Source organism: Mycolicibacterium sp. 624, from assembly GCF_040548615.1.
In the GTDB taxonomy this organism is placed as follows: Bacteria; Actinomycetota; Actinomycetes; order Mycobacteriales; family Mycobacteriaceae; genus Mycobacterium.
The window spans coordinates 711,746-729,593 of sequence record NZ_JBEPRZ010000001.1 but is presented as its reverse complement, the minus strand read 5'-3'; the positions used below and the strand labels follow the sequence as shown (position 1 = coordinate 729,593).

14 protein-coding genes are annotated in these 17,848 nt (G+C 65.8%); 5 read left to right on the top strand and 9 right to left on the bottom strand.

Annotated elements, in window-relative coordinates; translation table 11 throughout:
- Positions 1-193: 193 nt before the first annotated feature.
- Both ABIA65_RS03235 and ABIA65_RS03230 read right to left on the bottom strand, forming a co-directional pair.
- Positions 194-1,162, bottom strand: coding sequence for an MvdC/MvdD family ATP grasp protein (locus tag ABIA65_RS03235; protein ID WP_354522595.1), 969 nt, complete (start codon positions 1,160-1,162; stop codon positions 194-196).
- Between the two features lie 1,165 nt (positions 1,163-2,327).
- A complete protein-coding gene (locus tag ABIA65_RS03230; RefSeq protein WP_354522594.1) occupies positions 2,328-3,266 on the bottom strand; it encodes a serine hydrolase in 939 nt (312 codons plus the stop codon).
- 267 nt (positions 3,267-3,533) lie between these two features.
- On the opposite strand from ABIA65_RS03230, the gene ABIA65_RS03225 reads away from it, so the two are divergent.
- Positions 3,534-4,598, top strand: coding sequence for a VldE C-terminal domain-containing protein (locus ABIA65_RS03225; RefSeq protein ID WP_354522593.1), 1,065 nt, complete (start codon positions 3,534-3,536; stop codon positions 4,596-4,598).
- On the opposite strand, the gene ABIA65_RS03220 is transcribed toward ABIA65_RS03225, so the two are convergent.
- Positions 4,595-5,251, bottom strand: a complete 657-nt coding sequence (locus ABIA65_RS03220) for a TetR/AcrR family transcriptional regulator C-terminal domain-containing protein (protein WP_241402054.1) — start codon at positions 5,249-5,251, stop codon at positions 4,595-4,597. The two genes, ABIA65_RS03225 and ABIA65_RS03220, sit on opposite strands and share 4 nt — an antisense overlap.
- 127 nt (positions 5,252-5,378) lie before the next feature.
- Between ABIA65_RS03220 and ABIA65_RS03215 the strand changes: the two genes are divergently transcribed.
- The 3 genes from ABIA65_RS03215 to ABIA65_RS03205 are packed head-to-tail and all read left to right on the top strand — an operon-like array spanning position 5,379 to position 9,708.
- Complete coding sequence (locus ABIA65_RS03215; protein WP_354522592.1) at positions 5,379-7,046, top strand: amidohydrolase; 1,668 nt, start codon at positions 5,379-5,381, stop codon at positions 7,044-7,046.
- On the top strand, positions 7,043-8,512 hold the full coding sequence (locus ABIA65_RS03210) for an amino acid permease (RefSeq protein WP_354522591.1): 1,470 nt from the start codon (positions 7,043-7,045) through the stop codon (positions 8,510-8,512). The genes ABIA65_RS03215 and ABIA65_RS03210 overlap by 4 nt, the downstream gene beginning before the upstream one ends.
- Positions 8,513-8,523: 11 nt before the next feature.
- Positions 8,524-9,708 carry a M24 family metallopeptidase gene (locus ABIA65_RS03205; RefSeq protein WP_241402051.1) on the top strand — a complete coding sequence of 395 codons (1,185 nt, stop codon included), beginning with the start codon at positions 8,524-8,526 and terminating at the stop codon, positions 9,706-9,708.
- A 30-nt stretch (positions 9,709-9,738) separates the two neighbouring features.
- On the opposite strand, the gene ABIA65_RS03200 is transcribed toward ABIA65_RS03205, so the two are convergent.
- Positions 9,739-10,467, bottom strand: coding sequence for a DUF1906 domain-containing protein (locus ABIA65_RS03200; protein WP_241405928.1), 729 nt, complete (start codon positions 10,465-10,467; stop codon positions 9,739-9,741).
- 179 nt (positions 10,468-10,646) lie between these two features.
- Between ABIA65_RS03200 and ABIA65_RS03195 the strand changes: the two genes are divergently transcribed.
- Positions 10,647-11,012 carry a DoxX family protein gene (locus ABIA65_RS03195; RefSeq protein ID WP_502919532.1) on the top strand — a complete coding sequence of 122 codons (366 nt, stop codon included), beginning with the start codon at positions 10,647-10,649 and terminating at the stop codon, positions 11,010-11,012.
- On the opposite strand, the gene ABIA65_RS03190 is transcribed toward ABIA65_RS03195, so the two are convergent.
- The 5 genes from ABIA65_RS03190 to ABIA65_RS03170 form a co-directional block, all read right to left on the bottom strand.
- Positions 10,963-11,658, bottom strand: coding sequence for a class I SAM-dependent methyltransferase (locus ABIA65_RS03190; RefSeq protein WP_354522589.1), 696 nt, complete (start codon positions 11,656-11,658; stop codon positions 10,963-10,965). The genes ABIA65_RS03195 and ABIA65_RS03190 overlap by 50 nt on opposite strands.
- A gap of 80 nt (positions 11,659-11,738) precedes the next feature.
- Positions 11,739-12,779: an alpha/beta fold hydrolase gene (locus tag ABIA65_RS03185; protein WP_354522588.1), complete on the bottom strand. Its 1,041-nt coding sequence runs from the start codon at positions 12,777-12,779 to the stop codon at positions 11,739-11,741.
- 82 nt (positions 12,780-12,861) lie between these two features.
- Positions 12,862-13,569: an NADPH-dependent F420 reductase gene (locus ABIA65_RS03180; protein WP_354522587.1), complete on the bottom strand. Its 708-nt coding sequence runs from the start codon at positions 13,567-13,569 to the stop codon at positions 12,862-12,864.
- 31 nt (positions 13,570-13,600) lie between these two features.
- Positions 13,601-15,742 carry a DNA gyrase subunit A gene (locus ABIA65_RS03175; RefSeq protein ID WP_354522586.1) on the bottom strand — a complete coding sequence of 714 codons (2,142 nt, stop codon included), beginning with the start codon at positions 15,740-15,742 and terminating at the stop codon, positions 13,601-13,603.
- A 15-nt stretch (positions 15,743-15,757) separates the two neighbouring features.
- Complete coding sequence (locus ABIA65_RS03170) at positions 15,758-17,791, bottom strand: toprim domain-containing protein (protein ID WP_354522584.1); 2,034 nt, start codon at positions 17,789-17,791, stop codon at positions 15,758-15,760.
- Between the last annotated feature and the right edge of the window lie 57 nt (positions 17,792-17,848).

The window sequence follows — 17,848 nt, the reverse complement described above, 5'->3', positions numbered from 1 at the left end:
GCATAACCGCCTATCTCGAATCCTCAGGACAGCATGGCCCGCCACCGCTGGATGCAACACGAGTGTGGATTGAACGGACGAAGAGCGGATTATCTGTCCATCTCGGGGATGTGGACGTATCAACAATGGGTGATTAGGCGAACGCCCCTGCGGAACTCGACTTCGCTGCAATCAAGTCGTCGCTCACGCTCGTTCATCCTTCGCGGCCTTTCGAGAGCATGTCGCAGAGTGACTTTGTCATCGGAACACCGGTCATCCATTCCAGCCAGTACCACTGGCCGTTTGGATTTATCTCTAGAAACACATACCGTCCGTCGGGTGTCAGCAAAAGGTCGATAGCACCAAAATTGAGACCGAGCCGCTTTACTAGTTCGATACAGAGGGTACTGATGTTGTCCGGCAAGACGATTTCGACGTGGGGGAGATCATAAGCGTGTGCTCGGCGAAAATCGATGCGCGCAATCTCCACGCCAGCCGTTTGTATGCCAATAGCGAATAGCGTTTCGCCAAACACGGTGACCCGCACATCCATCGATTTTTCGACGAAGGCTTGCAGAAATGTTGGACCAAATCGAACCGAATCAATCTTGTCAAGGTCACCGCGTGATACAAGGTGCGTAAAGAACATGCCGACCCCATGCTGACCTAACAAAACTGGGTCTGCCAAGACTTTTAGCACCGCGCCGTCATGGCACGACGAGATGAATTCGCGTGCAGTATCGACCTGGTTCGTTACAACAAACTGTGGAACATCGAAGCCCATTTCTGTAGCGACTTTCAACTGAATCAACTTCAGGCTGGCTGCCCGGATTGCTGAGGGGTCGCTTATCCACAGCGAATGCATGCCATTCCACATCGCGCGAAACAAATGGCTGCATTCCGAATGTAGCCATTTTTGTTCGCCAGGTAAAAGTTGGTCGGAAAGATCAAAGTCGCCTGGCCGTCGATACCACACGCTTTTGACTTCGGATAAGTCGAGTTCGAATTCGTTCCACAGCAAGAGTTGCTGAAGGCCAAGACGGGTACTGCGCACTGTCGCCACCGAACTCGAGGGATAGGTTGACGGATCGAAGAGCCGGTGTTCCTCTCCTCGGCGCGATAGCTCGGCAGCCACCGCAGGGACATGTCCGTCATCGACGGCATTGGAAAGAATGAGGATCACACCGTGAGCCCGATATCTGAAAATTGGACGTCGTTGTATCCGCCAGTGACCAATACGTTCCCCGTCAGAGGTGCTCGCGCCCTGAATACAAGACCAGGATCGATTCCCGGGACCGGCCCTTCATCCGCTTCAGTCCATTCAATAGCCACTTCAGCCACAAACGGGAGGGGTCGGTCTTCGTTCACTGCGGCATGATCCTTCAATCTAGCCGCCGTAAGGGGCACCACCTGCACGCGTCGCTTGAGCCACTCAAACCTGGTCTGTGTCTCCGCAATGGAGGTCCCCGCCCGTCGTATGTCGGCAGCCAGTTCCACTCAAGCGAGGTTCCGGGCCGCCATCGCCGAGTAACGGCTTCAGCGCCTCGGCCGCTTCGTCAAGCTTGTCAGAAGGTATCTCCAGAACCTCGACGCCGGGTTCCTCCGGGGACTTGCTGGTGTCATCGGTACTCATTCGTATTTCCCTCCCTTTCACACATTGAGTGCCATCCAAATGTGAGTGTCATCCTCGTCTTGAACAGCGCACACGATGCCAGGCGGTGATTCTGCCCAGAGCGCTTACGGCCGAGAATGAATGCATCAATCGCAGGTTGCGACAAGGAAATTCAGTGGTGAACCCGGTCCGTGCCGGGACACAAGGCGAGGCTGAATAGCCAGCGGCGCCATATTGTTTGGAAATGTGCACCATCAAGAATCCCCCTGATGCTCCGAGCAGCGCCCCCACAACGCTGTTCGCGGTGCGATAATAACACCGCGATCCAGCGGTTGAAAGAGTTCGCCCTAAACCATAGAAAAACTGCGGCACGTTGTTCGCTGTCCCATGCGGGAATTCACCGGTGCTGTTGCGCGCCACTTCAGCCGTCGGTACGGGACGAAAGGTTGGCTATCCAGTAGTCGTCTCTGGAGCCAAAATTGTGTGGACGGAGGCAAACAGCTCGTTCTTCACTGTGTGCCAGAGAGTTGAGAGTTCCTGCAACGCTTGGCTTTCGAGAGGAACCGGCGGTGGATCGGGCGGATCAGTCCAGCTCGAACCAGCAGCGAAGCGCAGCTTCACGCAGTGAGGCCGCATCCACTAGATGTTCGATTGGGGGACAGGCGACCCTCATCGGAGAGGGGCCGTTTGTAACGACACCGAACAGCGCTCTCCGGCCTGCAAGAACCAGCGACCGCTAGACCTTGCCGCCCGGGAACATCGTCTTGACGGCCTGAGTGATGTTGTCGCGGGCAGCGGCCTCACTGGTGGGGTCTAGGGAGCTGATCGCCATCACGTAGCGGTGTCCGGGTCCGAATGTGCCTGTGGACACATGCAATTGATTGGCGCCGCTCCAGCAGCAGAACCAGCCCTGCTTGACCGCAACCGGCTCGGCATAGAGACCCTCGGGGATGCCGAACCGCTGCGGATACCCGTCGTTGCCCGTCGGAGTGGATTGCGCGAGGTTGTTGATGATGACGTTGGCCTGTTCGGGTGGCAGTCCACCGGTGCCGTCCAGCAGCATGTCGTAGTAGCGGACCAGATCGCTTGCGGTACTTGTGGTTACGTCCCAGTGCCCGTTGTGGGGCGCTGTGGTGCCCGCCAACCCGTACCGGGCCTTGATGCGGGCGATGACGGCGTTCCCGCCGCTGCGATCCCAGAAGTTCTGGGCGGCGCTGTCATCGGAGGAGCGCAGCATCATGTCGAGTGACTTGCGGTCGGCAGCGGACAGCGTCGTCTTGCCCTCCGACTCCTGCAGCAGCAGATCGTCGGCGATGAACAGCTTCACCACGGACGCGATCGGGAAGGGCGTGTTGACCCCGTTGGAGACGATCTGACCGGTGTCGCGGTCCATCACAACGGTCTCGATGTCCGCGCCAGACTCGGCCGCTTCGGCGGTGGCTTGACGGACGCGGGCGTCGAGTCCGTCGAGTCCCTCGCGTGGGGCCGCCGGCGGGGCGGGTGGGGCCTCGGGCAGTACCGGGAGCGAGGCCGGCGGGGCGCCGACTGTCGCCTGCGGGATGTCCTCAGCGGCCGGCGGCATACCCCAGACCTGTGCCTCACATCCGCTGACGAGCAGTGCCACACAGGCGATGGCCATGCTCGCCATCGTCCGGTTCGGCAGCCGTCGACGCATAAGTCTCCTCCGAGCAAATCCTGATCCAGGGGAGCGGGGCCAACAGGCCCCACCGGTTGCTCCAGCCTAATCGGCGGGCTCAGACGGCGTCGGGTGCGCTTAGCCCGCAGGCCTCGCTCTTTGGCAAAGTCGACACCGAACAGCCCGCCGGTCGGGATTCATACCAATCGACGGGTGGACATCGCCGATGCCAGTTCGTAGCCTGTCCGAGACAGCGGATAGCCGGGCCAGGATCGGTCCTTGCAGCGAAGGATCGTGACAAGCCGAATGACCCGGGTGCGCCATTCACTGCGGCGAACGGTGTGCGGTTCGGCGGCTGCGGTGCTGGTGCTGGCCATGTCGTTGAGCGACGTGAAGGCGGACCCTGCGGCTGACGCGCTGTCCAGACTCAACGAGTTGTCCCGGCAGGCGGTGCAGAGCCGCGAGGCCGTCACAACCGCCCAACGCAATGTCGACGCCAGGCTGGCGGCCCAGACCGAGGCCGAAAACCGCCACCGCGTCGACCTGGGGGCCCTCGAGGTCGCGAACGCCCAGCTCCAGCCCTATCAGGCCGCCGCCGACCGGCTGGCGGCGATGACCTATATGAGTGGCGGCAACGGCCAGATGGCGGCGGTGCTGACCGCATCCTCCCCGCAACAACTGATCGACCACCTGTCGCTGCAGCGGGTGGTGGCCGCCGAGACGGCCGCACAGATGAAGGCCTTTCAAACCACACGTGCGCGTGCGGCCACCGCTGCCGGGGCCTCGGAGAGCTCGGCGGCCGACGCCCGCGCCGCGGCCGAGCGGGCGTCCGCGGTGCGCGCAGACCTGCAGGCCAAGTGGAGTGAACTGCTGCGTCAGATCGCCGCCGCAGAGGCGCAGTACGCGGGATTGACGCCGCAACAGCAAGCGGTGGTCGACAACGCGGGCCCGCTTGCGCCGCCGAATGCGCCCGCTCCTGGAGACCCGTCCCTCGCAGCCGCCCGCGTCGACATCCCGGAGGCGTTGCCCGTCGGCGTCGCGTCCGAGGCCGGGTTGCAGGCCAACACGATCGTGGCCGCCCGGGCCGTCAGCGCACAGTTTCCCCAGATCGCCGATATCGACGGCGTCCGGCCGGACTCGAAGCCGTGGCATCCGAGCGGGCTGGCGATCGACATCATGATTCCCAACCCCGAGAGCCCCGAGGGCATCGCGCTCGGAGACGCAATTCTCTCGTTCGCGATGAGTAATTCGGCCCGGCTGGGGTTACAGGATGTGATCTGGCGTGGCACGTATTACACGCCAGCCGGTCCGCAAGCCTCGGGTTATGGGCACTTCGACCACGTCCACATCACCACGACGCCACGCCGCTAGTCGACGAGTGCAGGGTCGCCGTCCTCGGACCGCACCACGTCCAGGCGCGCTCGGAATCCGGTCATGAGCGTCTCGAGGCCGAACTCGAAGGTCCTCCGCGCCCGCGCCTCGTCGAAGGAGTCGCGGCCAAGCAACGACTCCAGCACCGGGTAGTTCCCCTCGGTGGGCTGCACCATCTCCACGGGTGCGATCAGGTCCAGCACCGAACCCAGTACGAAGCTCTCCACCACAGTGAACGTCGGGATGATCTCGGATCGGGGCCAGCCGGCGGCGAGTAGCGCCTTCGCCACCACCTCGTACTGGGAGACCAGTTCCGGGGCTTGGACCGGACTGGTCGCGAGCAACGGGATGGTCTCGGGGTGTTGGACGAACGCCGCGGCATATGAGCGGGCCCATTCGGCGAGCGCGACGTCCCATTCCTTGGTGGCAAACGCGCTGCAGTCGATCATGGAGACAACACGCGAGCGCACCCGCTCGATGATGTGTTGCTTGCTCGGGACGTGACTGTAGATCGACGGGGTCTGCACACCGAGCCGTTGGGCGAGCTTGGCGAGGGTGAAGGTGCCCCGGGGGTCGTCACGCATGATGTCCAGCGCCGTGTCGACAATGCGATCTTCGGTCAGGTGCGCCCGAATCTTCTTCGGCGCTGCCATCGTCGTCCTTCCGCGTCCGTCCAGCGAAATTCCTCACGCTAGCACCACGGCCAGAAAGGAAAGATTGTTCCTAATCTTACTAGCTTTGCCTAACTCTGCTAGCTTTTCCTAATCACGTTAGGCAGACGTGGCTGAGGAGGCGCAGAAGGTGGGTGATGTGCAGGTGGGACGGCAAGTGCTCGTCGGCGGACGCATCTGGAACGGCGAGCGATTGGTCGACGGCAGCATCGCCATCGAGGATGGCCACATCGCCGCGGTCCAGTTCGCCGCCGTGCCGCCCGCAGCGGGTGCGACCGTCATTGATCTCGGCGGGGCGGCCGTCTTCCCGGGCTTCGTCGACGCGCACGCGCATCCGTTGATCGGTGGCCTCGAACTCGCCGGTGTCCAGCTGCGTCAGGCGCGCGACGTGCAGGAGGCGGTGGCGGCGGTCGCATCCTTCGCCGCAGAACACCCCGAGTTGCCCTGGATCGTCGGGGAAGGTTTCGACCTGAGCATCGACCGCCAGGCCAGCTACTTCGCGCGCGACCTCGACGCCGTGGTCGCCGACCGGCCCGTCGCACTGCGCTCCAGCGACATCCACACCATGTGGTGCAACACCGCCGCCCTCAACGCCGCCGGGATCACGACAGCCAGCCAGGAACCGCGCGACGGAGTGATCGAGCGCGATGCCGACGGCCGACCCACCGGCACGCTCCGGGAATGGGGTGCGTTCCTCCCCGTACTGCGCGCCCTTCCGCGGCGAACCACCGACGACACCGCCGAGGCCCTGATGCGGGGACTCCAGACGCTTCGGGAGTCGGGTGTGACGTCCGTGCAGGACGCCTGGGTCGAACTCGACGACGTGCCAAGCTATCTGCAGGCCGCACGAGCGGGTCTGCCGGTGCGGCTCAACCTCGCCTTCCGCGCAGACCCTGACAACTGGCGTGCCGAACTCGACCGCTTCGTCGCGGCTCGCCTCGAGATCGAGACCGCAGGCATCGAGCTGCTGCGAGCGGATACCGTCAAGTTCTTCGCGGACGGGATCATCGAGGGCGGCACTGCGCACGTCAAGGAGCCGTACCACGGCACATCGTGTTGCGGGCTTCCCGCCTGGCCGGCCGGCGAGCTGCGTGAGGCCGCGGCGGCGTTTGATCGGCTCGGCTTCCAACTGCACATCCACGCAATCGGCGATGCCGCTGTCGAAGCCGCGGTCGAGGCGATCATGAACGCCGAGCACGTGAACGGGCCCCGAGACCGGCGTCCGGTCATCGCGCATGCCCAACTCGTCGATGGGCCCGAGATCGCCGCGATGCGGGGCCACCACATCACGGTCGCGATCCAGCCGTACTGGGCCAAGCTGGATTCGGTGGTGCGCTACCTGACCAACGATCGGTTGGAGGGGCCACGCGCCGAAACCCAGTACCCGTTCCGCACGCTCGCCGATTCCGGTGTGCGCATCGCCTCATCGAGCGACTATCCGATCACCACACCGAGCCCGCTCGAAGCGATCGGCGTGGCGATCTCGCGTCACGAGTGCGGCGACGACACAGGTGGCTGGCTACCCGGGGAACGGTTGGATCTCGCCCTGGCCGTGCGCGCCGCCACCGAGGGAGCGGCGTACACGCAGTTCGCCGACCACGATCGGGGGCGCATCGCTCCGGGCTTCCTGGCTGATCTCACGGTCGTCTCGGGGCTGTCCGACCACCCGACCGCCGCCGAACTGATCTCAGCCAGGGTGACGGCCACATGGCTGGGGGGCCATCGAGATGCCGTGGCAACGGCTGATGCCGCCGCCGTTCGACAAGGAGAAGCATGACCCGCGAAATGCCAGGCAGCGCAGTCGTTGTCGACGCCGCCCCAGATGGCGGTATGAAGCGGGAGTTCACGCTCTGGTCGGCGTTCTCGCTCGCCTTTGTCTTCGTCTCGCCCATCGTCGCGATGTACGGGATCTTCGGGCTCGGACTCCAATCCATCGGGCCGGGCTTCTGGTGGGGATGGGTGGTGACCCTCCTCGGCCAGCTCACGGTCGCCGTCGCGCTCGGTGTGCTCGCCTCGCGGTGGCCGCTGGCCGGCGGTGTCTACCAGTGGTCTCGCCGCCTCGTGGGGCTGAAGTACGGCTGGTTCGCCGGCTGGGCGTACACCTGGGCACTCCTGATCGCGCTGAGCTCGGTTTCCTACAGTGGCGCCGTGTTCGTCGCGATGTTGTTGGGCTTCGACACGGCTTCGCCCTCGGTCCTCACCGTCATCGCGGTCGTCCTGCTGATCATCACGACGGCGATCAACGCGGCCGGCCGAACCGCCGTCAAAGTCGTTGCCACCGCGTGCATTGCAGCAGAGGTGATCGGCTCGATCGGCGTGGCCGTCTATCTGTTGATCGCGAAGCAGGAGCAGACTCCGGCAATACTCTTCGAGGGGCTCGCCGCCGAGCCCGGCACCCCGTTCATGCTGACGCCGTTTGTCCTCACGGTGGCGCTGGCCGGCTGGTCGTTCCTGGGGTTCGAAAGCGCCAGCAGCATCGCCGAGGAGGTCAAGAACCCCAAGCGCGCTGTGCCCCTTGCCATTGTGTTCTCCCTCCTCGGTGTTGGGCTGGTGATCCTGCTGACCAGCTTCGCAATCATCCTGGCCATCCCGGACCTCGACGCGTTGCTTGCCACATCCGACGGCGACCCGATCATCGCGGTGCTCGCGGCTCATCTACCGCCCGCCGCGGTCCAGGGCATTCTGATGCTCTTTGCCGTCGCATTCCTCGCCAGTCTCGTCGGTATCCAGGCGGCAGCGTCCCGGCTCATCTGGGCCAATGCCCGGGAGAATGAGCTGCCCTTCGCCTCATGGCTCAAACGACTGTCAGGCCGAGGCAGACTGCCCGTCAATGCGATTGTGGTGACCGGTGTCGTCTCGATCCTGATGTTCCTGCCGTTGCAGAACGGGCAGATCAACACCCTGTTGGTCGCGTTCACCACCGTCGGCTTCTACGCCGCGTTCACCTTCCCGGTGCTCGGGCTCGCCATCGCGCGGATCCGCGGCAACTGGCACCCCGATGAGCCCCTGTTCCTCGGCCGGTTCGGGCTGGCTGTCGCCTGGATCGCCCTGGTCTGGCTGGCACTGGAGATCGTCAACGTGCTCTGGCCGCGCGAGGCTGCTGAGCTCTGGGTGGTCAACTTCGCACCGCTGATCGCCTCGGTCGGTATAGGCCTGCTCGGCGTGGTCGCCTTTCGCTGTTCACCGATCGGTAGGGGCGCGGCCCCTGTCGATCGCCAACTCTCATCTATCGCTGACGAATAGGAGCAAGAGATATGACCAACAACATGTATCGCTGGCCTGAGTACGACGCGGTGGAACTGCACCGGGCCCGCTTCGAGCGTGTCTCGGCCATGATGGGCGACGAGGGCCTGGACGGGCTCCTGCTGACGGGCCCCGACCACATTCGGTACGCGACCGATTTCCGTGCTCATCTCACCAACGAGTCGGAGTGGTTCGCCGTCTCCGTCGACCGCAATGGCGAAGCGGAGGTGTTCCTGCCCTACATCGACGAGGTCATCCCCGACCCGTACGCCACACAACCGTGGATCACGCGGGCACACCCCGTCCCGTCCTGGGCCGCGGCTTCCGCGAATCCCTTGACCTGGGTTCGCATCGTCGCCAACGTGCTCTCACGTGGCGGTCAGCGGACCATCGGAGTTGATGCCATCGACCCGGGACTCCTGCTCGGCCTGCAGGAAGCGTTGCCAGGCGTGGAGTTTCGTCCGGTCTCGACGCTGCTGCACCGTCTGCGCCGGGCCAAGCACCCGATCGAGGTGCGGCTGCTCGAGGCCGCCTCGCGGGTGAACGCCGGGGCGATGGAAGCCGCGCTGGCCGCCGCGCACGTAGGCGGGACGGACCACGACGTGCTCGCTGCCGCGATGGCGTTCCAGCAGTCGGCCGGCGTCGAGTTCGTGACGCACTCGGTGTGCAACCTGCGCAACGGCAGCGGTGACTGGTTTGCCGCGGGCCGGCGTTTCCGCGAGGGTGATCCCTTCTTCTTCGACATCGGGTGTTACGGCGTGGGCGGGTACGCCTCGGACGCCGCGCGTACCGGATTCCTCGGCGAACCAAAACCCGAGATCCGCGCTGCCTATGAACATCTCATCCACGCCTACCAGCACGTGCAATCCCTCGCCAAGCCCGGTGTACGCGCATCGGTGCTCCTTGCGGAACTGAACAACTATCTGCAGGGCCAGGGGCTACGCGGCACTCCGTACGCAATTGGTCACGGTGTCGGTCTGCGGATATGCGAATTGCCGACGCTGTTCACCCCGGGATTGATGGACGACGACGTCACCCTCACCGAGGGCGAGGTCATCGCGCTTGAACCCGAGGTGACCGTCACCGTCGATGGCGTCGAGACCGTGCTGAAGATCGAGGACAACTTCGTGGTCGAGGCATCCGGACTCCGGCGTCTCACCGAAGCTCCGGACGCACTGGAGTTCATCACGCGATAGGCGACGACGGCGTGCTCGGCGCTCGAGCCTCTAGGGGTGCATGTTCCACTGGCCGCAATCCTGGGCCAGCACGTCATTGACATCAACGCGGATGCCTCCGACGATCGGTCCCGGATTCGAGGCGGTGTCGATGACCCGCTGGTAGAGCACCGCGGCCGGATGGATCTGGCCCTTGGACCATGACCGGGTCTGCCAGATCCACGCCTTGCCGGGCGAGCCCGACCTGCCGATCACGCCGTCTTCGATAGCCCACTGGCAGGGATTGATACCGGCGTAGATCCCGGTGCGCATTTCGCCGATAACCGAGTTGATTCCGCGAAACCAAGGCAGTGCCACGTTGTTCCAGGTGTTGCGGTCGATGTCGTCGTCGACGCTGAAGAAGATCGGTGCGCTCTGGCCGCCACCTGCTGCGGTATGCAGGGCCCAGGCGGTCTTGGCGTCGGCGACGCCGCCGGCGTACCCGCGGGTGAAGTCCGAAGGGGCTGTCCCGCCGGGCTTTCCGTATTGGAAATTGCTGACGATCACCAAACCGGCGGCGGACAGTGATTGGGCGTAGGGCAGCGTGATCGGCTTGGCGCCGAAGGACGAGCCGGGCCGCGACGTCGAGACGTAGTTGATCACTCCGGAGTGCCCCGCAGCTCGGATGTCCTGGGCTGGAATCTGGCGCATGGCGAAGTCGATCAGAGTGGGAGCGGCGGCCGCGGCTGTAGGCATGGCGGCACCGGCCGCGGCGGCACCGATCCCGGCCAGCGCCGACATTGCGGTGGCGTAGCGCAGGGCGTCACGCCGGGAAATCGGGCGAGATTGCCGCCCGCTGGCAGTCCACGGCGAGTCCGGCACGGCGCGATGTTAACAGAGTGACAGCTGTGATCAGCGTAGCCTCGCCGTGCTCTTGGTCTTCGGGCAGCACCCAGGGGCCGGCGTGGCGGCTGGCGGGGATGTTGGCGGCAGCCGGTGTGATGCACTTCGTCGCGCCGACCTTCTTCGACCGAATCATTCCTCCTGCGCTGCCCGGTAGCGCACGCACGTACACCCAGGCGTCAGGAGCCGTCGCGCTCGTGATCGCAGGCATGTTGGCGGCATCACCGAGCAGACGGCTGGGTGCCACCCTGGCAGCGGCCTTCTTCATCGCGGTCATTCCTGCGAAGGTGCAACTGGCGCTCAACTGGTTCGGCAGTGATGAGTCCACATTCGCCATGAAAGTGGCTGCGATCGTGCAGTTCCCTTGGCAGATTCCGTTGGTGACTGAAGCGCTCAAAGCGCGCCGCAACGCTTCCCTGCGCGGGTGGCCCGCCCAACGATGAGCGGATGGACGATCGCGGGCATCCCGCGCCACACGTCGTGGTGGGCCTCGATGGCAAACCCGCACGCGCGCATCAGGTCGTCGGTCGGGCGGTTGCAACAGCACCCGCCTCCGAAGCCACGCCACGGTCGGAACAGCCTGTCCTGGCACGCGGCGAGGAACCGCGAACTCGCGCGCACGTGTTCGATGAACAGGAACTGCCCGTCGGGGCGGAGGACGCGCGCGATCTCGCGGAGCGCGCGTTCGGGGTCGTCGACGGTGCACAGGACAAGGGTGGAGACGACGGTGTCCACGGATGCATCGGCCATCGGGAGTCGCTCCGCGGGGGCATCGACAATCCGAGCGACACCGGCATGGCCCTTCAGGCGATGTGCGAGCCTGCGGCGCATCCCCGGCTCGGGCTCACAGAGCACCAACTCGGCGATCCCGTCGGGATAGTGCGCGATGTTCAGCCCGGTCCCGGCTCCGATCTCGACGACCCGTCCATAAGCGTCGCCGACGAGGGCGCTGCGTCGGCGACGCATACCTGCGACCTCGCCGAACCAGAGGAACGGGTCGTACAAGATGGCCATGATCCGCAGCCATGCCGCAGATTGGGGACCGTCCTGGACGGCGGGGGTCGATGGCGTGCTTGCGATCTCGGTCATACCGCGACCGTACGAACGGGCGCGGGATGCGCGCATCGCCCGAAACGGCCATCTTTGGCTGATGGCCCCTTCGGGCTACCTCACAGAAGTCCGAGACGCGCGGCCTCGGCGACAGCGGCCGTCCGCGAGGTGCGCCCGAGCTTGCGGCGGATGTTCGCGACGTGGCGGTGAACGGTGTGCGAACTCAACACCAGGTGCTCGGCAATCTCGCGATCGCTGAGACCCCTTGCGACGCAGGCAAGAATCTCACGCTCACGATTGGACAGCAGAACCTTCTCCGGTTCGGCTTCCTCGTGCGATGTCTGCTCGGGTGCCAGCCCTTCGCGGCAAGCGCGCACGACGGAGTCCGCATCACCGTGCCAGGGGAAGTGCGCGCTCCCCTGCAGCGGGATGAACGTCGCGCCCGGAATCGCGGCCGCGACCTCACGACCCAGCCGGTAGGGCACGGCGCGGTCGTCCCGACGATGCACGACCAGAGCCGGCTGACGGACCTGGGGAAGGTACCCGCGGACGTCAAGGCGATAGACGAACTCCAACAACGCGGCAGCGGTCTCGGCCGTCGCCGCCTCGCGCTGGAATCGTGCGAAGCGCTCGTGCTCCGCTGGCTCGGCACCGCCCAGGAAGAGGTCGCTGAGCAGGCGTGAGCCGAGCCCCCAGTGCGCGCGCACGGCTGCCAGAATCGCGTCCGTCACGCTCGGCGCCGCAATCGCCGCACCGTCGGAGTACGACCCGTAGAGCACCAGGCGGTCGACGCGCTCCGGAAACATTGCAGCAAAGGCGACGGCGGTGCAGCTCCCGCAGGAGCCGCCGATGAGTGACACGCGTTCGAGTTCAAGCTCGTCGAGGAGGGCGCGCAACGTCGCGACCTCTCCGTCGATGGTCAGATCCGACTCCCGCACCGTGCGGTCGGACATTCCAACGCCGAGCCGGTCGTAGCGGATCAGTGTGTGCTCATCCGCGATGCCCTGCCAGAAGCGTCGAAAGCCTGCGCTCTGCCAGTCGAGTTCGAGGTGGCTCACCCACCACGCCGGAGCGACGACTGGTGGACCATTGCCGCGTATCTCATACGCCACGCGGCGGGCGCCGAGGGGAAGGAACCGGATCTCAGATCTGTCCAGCATCACCGCCAGCCTACGACCGTCCCCTCAGCAGGGAAAGAGCGGCGATGACGGTGGGGCAGGCGACGCGGTGCCGGGAACCGACTCACGCCGTGCGCGCGCTCCATTCGGAGGTCCGCTCGGGCGTCGCCTCCGCGAGCGCCGTGCGTGTGCCGTCCGCATCGAAATCCTTGCCGTACACCGGTGTTCCGGGCTGCTGGCGCCACGACTCAGAAATCGGACCGGCATCGATGGGCTCGAACCCGAGTTGTTCGACGATGCCGTGGACCAGTTCACGGCCCGGCCCGTCGTCGCCGGCGATCGGGAGAGCGATGCGGTTCGGTGTGCCGCTGGGCGTGCCCTTCTCGAGCAGATGCTTCCACCAGATCCCGTTGAACACCTTGTGCACCGGCGCACCGATCTGCTCCGCGACCCACGCGCTCTCGACCTGACCGTCCTCGATCGCCGCGATCTCACCGTCGCGCTGTTGGGGGTAGTAGTTGTTGGTCTCGATCACAGGGGCGCCCGGCTTGCGGGCATCGACGATTCCGTCGGCGAGGTCGGGAACATTCTTCTGCGGAATGCTGACCACGACGAGGTCCGCATCGGCGGCGGCGTCCTTGGCCCATACTGCCGTCGCGCCCGTTTCGTCCGCGAGGTCTGCCAGTGTCTCAGGAGAACGCGAGTTCGACACGTTCACCTCATGCCCGAGTTCGCGCAGTCGACGCACCAGCGTGCCGCCAATCTGCCCTGCTCCGATGATTCCGATCCTCATACGTCGCCTCCGTGTGGTGGGTCCATCTGCGTGGGCCAACGTCTGGCCCGCGGGACCTATTCCGCGCGGTCTAGCCGGCCGGTGTCACGTCCCCGCCGGAGCCCTTGACCGAGGCCTTCGCGCGATTCTCGGCCCGCACCGCTCTCTTGCCGCGCACGAACCCGGTTGCGGAGACCGACGCCGAGAGCAGGGCGCCCTCGCCGTTGACGAACGGGTGGAACCCGACGCCGGCGCCGCCGCGGCCCTTCACCGGGATATCGGCGACTTCGGTTACCTTCCAGCCCCTTTCGGAGATGGACAGGATCGCCTCGCCGTTCTCACACGTGAGCGGCAGTGCGGCGATGACCGCGTCGTCGTCGGCCGCCAGCTTCACCCCGGCCACCCCGTTTCCGGCCGCGCCCTGCGGATTCACCGCGGCGGGGTCGATGCGCAGCACCTTCCCGCGTCGGGTCACCAGCGCGAGATGGGAACCGGGCGCCAACACGCCTGAGCCCAGCAGGCCGGTGATGTCCGGGGCCACCGGGATGTCGCGGATCTTGAACGGCAGCCCGCCGCCGGTGGTGAACTTGATTCGCCCGTCGGTCCACACCGCCCAGCCCAGACCCGAGGTGAGCAGTTCACCGTGGCTATCGGAGAACACGCCCCGGTCATCGAGGCGCCAGGCGGTGTTGACCTTGCGTTCGCGGGGTCCGTCGTCGTCGGAGCCGGCCGTCACGGGGGTGGCCTCGAGGTCCAGCACGGTGCGACGGTCGAACTCGGGGCCCTTGAACAGTTTTGCGGTCTCCACCAACTCCTGATCGATCACCTTGCGGCGCGCATCGGGGTTGGACACCAACTCCGTCAGCGCCGCGAACTCGGCGTCCAGTTTGTCGGCCTCGGCCTGTAGTTCGATGACGTCGAGTTTCGTCAGCCGTCGAAGTTGCAGTGCCAAAACATAATTGGCTTGCTCTTCGTCGATCTTGAACCGCTCCTGCAGTCCCTGCCGTGCCTCATCGACGGTGTCGGACCCACGAATCACCGCCACAGCGGCGTCGATGTCCAGGTGGATCTTCATCAGGCCCGCCACCAGATGGCGCCGCGCGGTGACCTTGTCCAGCCGATACTCGCTACGGTGCAGCACCACGGAGTCACGCAGGCGCAGGAACGCGCCGATGAGCTCACGCACCGACCACCAGCGCGGCACCCGGTCCTCGTCGAGCGCGACCAGGCTGGCCGCGAACGTCGATTCCAGCGGCGTCAGGGCGAGCAGCTGGTCGCGGATCGTCTCGGCGCTGTGGCCGCGCTTGGCGGTGACCACGATGCGCAGTCCGTTGCGGCGGTCGGTGAGATCGGACATATCGGCGACGCCCGACATCTCGCCGGACTCGACCAGCGCCCGGATTCTCTCTTGCACCGTGTTACTCGCGACACCGGGCGGTAGCTCGGTGACGATGACGTTCTTCCCGTCGATCGACACGGTGCCGCGCACCGTGAACGCGCCCCGGCCGGTGGTGATGTACTCCCGCAGCCCGGCCGTGCCGACCACGGTGGCCCCGCATCCCCAGTCAGGGCCGGGAATGAGCTTCATCAATGTGTCGTCGGTGGTGTTGGGTCTGGCCAGCAGCGCTCGGCAGGCAGCCATGATCTCGCGCGGATTGTGGGCGGGCACCTTGGTGGCCCAGCCCTCGGCAATGCCCACGGCGCCGTTGCAGAGCAGCACCGGCCACTGAGCCGGCAGCATCGTCGGCTCGGTCCACTCGCCGTCGAACGTCGCCACCATCGGCACCGCGTGATCATCGAGTTCGGCGGTCAGCGCGGCACCGGGTGCGGACAACCGCATCTCGGTGTAGCGGTCGGCCGCGGGAATGTCACCTTGGATGCGAGGGAATGCGCCTTGCCCGTCAATGACTTTCACGCGCTGGAAGTCGGCGGCCATCAGCGCCGCGGCCCCGTACATCGACGCGCCACCGTGCGGGTGCAGGTTGCCGGTGACCGCGGAGCAGACCTTCGAGGATTTCTGCGGCTTGTTGCCGGGCAGCAGTTTCGAGTCGTGCATCTGGTAGAGCAGCCGTCGCTGACCCGGCTTGAGCCCGTCGAACGCGGACGGGATGGCGCGATCGCTGACGCTGTAGAGCGCGAAGGTCAGCTGGTAGTGGTTCCAGTAGTCATCGGCGCTCTGGTCGAGCACCAGGTCAGGATTCTGCTCAGGAACATCTAGGGTGGCGGGTGCCATGGTTTTCCAAGTCTCCTAGCTGAGGTCGAGCGCAGTGGTGTCGACGCGGGAGGCGATATCGGCCATCCACGTGCGCCGACCCTCTGGCGGCCCGCCGAACAGAGTGTGGTGCAGCTTGGCCTCACCGTCGTCGAGATGCACCCGAATCACGGTGCGGCGGTGCGGATCCAGCACGGTGTTCCAGAAGTCCTCGGCGTCCATCTCGCCGAGTCCCTTGTTGCGCTGCACCTCCACCTTGCGCTTGGAGGTGGCCTTCAACTGCGCCACAGCGGCATCGCGCTCGGACTCGTCCTGGCAGTAGATCCGCTCTGTGCCGTCCTTGACGACGAACAGCGGCGGCAGCGTCACGTAGACCATCCCGGCTTCGATGAGTGGCCGGTAGAAGTCCAGGAACATCGAGATCAGGCTGGAGTTGATGTTGCCGCCGTCGGGGTCGGCGTCGGAGGCGAACAGGATCCGGTCGTAACGGCACAGTTCCGGGTCACAGTGGTCACGCACCCCGCAACCCAGGATGCGTTCGATCGAGTCGAACTCATCCTTGACCCGGGCCTTGTTCAGGGTGAACCCGTACACGTTGGGCGGCTTGCCCTTCAGCGGGAAGGCCGCCTGGAAGGTGGCGTCTCGCGCCGCTTTGATGGTGCTCAGCGCGGAGTCGCCCTCGCACACGAACAGCTCGGCACCCGATCCGCGTCCGGTCTCCCTGCTGGGCAGCAGCTTCGTCGGCAGCGACAGATTCGTACCCAGCCCCTTGGCCTTCGACGCCGCGCGGGAGCGGGCCTTCGCGCCCTCTGCGCTGCGTCGCGCGCGGGCCGCCTCCAGAGCGAGCTTGGTCCACAGCGACACGGTGTCGCCATTGGAGGGGTTGGCCGCCCAGATGGTGACGCCGCGCGCCACGTCCGGGGCCATCGCCACGTTCAGCGATCGCGACGACACCGCGGTCTTGGCCTGTGAGTCCCATGCCACGTCGGGCGCGCGGGTATCGACAGCAAGCGCGGTCACCGCGGCGAAGTCCTGTGGCTCCGGGCCATCCTCGCCCTTGGCGAGGCCCAGGTCGCGGATCCGGGAGGCGCGGTCGGCCAACGCTTCGGACAGCCCCTTGACGGCGGCCGTCAGATGCGATCCACCGCCGGGGGTGCGCACGGTGTTGCAGAACGCGGCCACGGTTGCCGGTTCGGCAGGTCCCGCGGTCAATGACCAGCGGAAGGGGGTGGGGCCGCGCCCGGTGGTGTACTGACCGCGGCCCTCCACGACAGCCCGCACACCTGGCGCGGGAGTGCCGGCGGCGGCGCACATCAGGTCGAGCAACGTGTCGGTGCCCCACGGGCCGCTGAACGGCTCGATCAACTCGGGCCGGACCTCCTCGCCGGGCCAGCCCTCGTCGGCGACGATCAGGTGCACCCCCGGCGACATCCGCGCCGCGGCGTGCGCCCGCAGCAGCACCTCGTTGACGTCCACGCTGGAATCCGGCACCACGGTCGGGTCGAACAGGATGCGGACCGTCGTGCCGTGCGCGTCGGGCTTGCGGTTGCCGGCGCCGCGCAGTTTCTGCGCGTCGGCGCGGGTGAACGGGGCGTTCGGGTCGAAGTCCTTACCGTCGAACACGCCGGGGTAGCCGCTGCCGAAACTCTGTAGATAGGTCTTTCCGGCCCGGCGCACCGTCACGTCGGTCCGTGCGGAGATGAACACCGCCGCCGCGGCGCCGATACCGTTCAGTCCGGCGCCTGTGCTGGCCGCGTCGGTATGCGCGGAGAACTTGCCACCGGCGCGCGCGGTACCCAGCGTCTTGACGATGCCGTTCTTCCCGGTCACCGGGTCCGAGTCGACGGGCAGGCCGCGGCCGTCGTCGGCGACGCTGACCGAGCCGTCGTCGTGCAGGGTGATCGTCACAGTGGTTCCGCCGTGGCTGGGATCGGCGACCTCTTCGATCGCGTTGTCCACCAGCTCACGCAGTGCGGTGTTGAGCACGTCGAGACCCAGGTTCACCGCCGGCCGCAGGCGTGTGTGCTGGACATCATCGAGTTCGGTGATGTCGGCGGCGGTGTAACTCACTGCTCGTCCTTTCAATCAAAGCCGGGAGGGGTGCCGGAGGAATGGTAGACGGCCGGG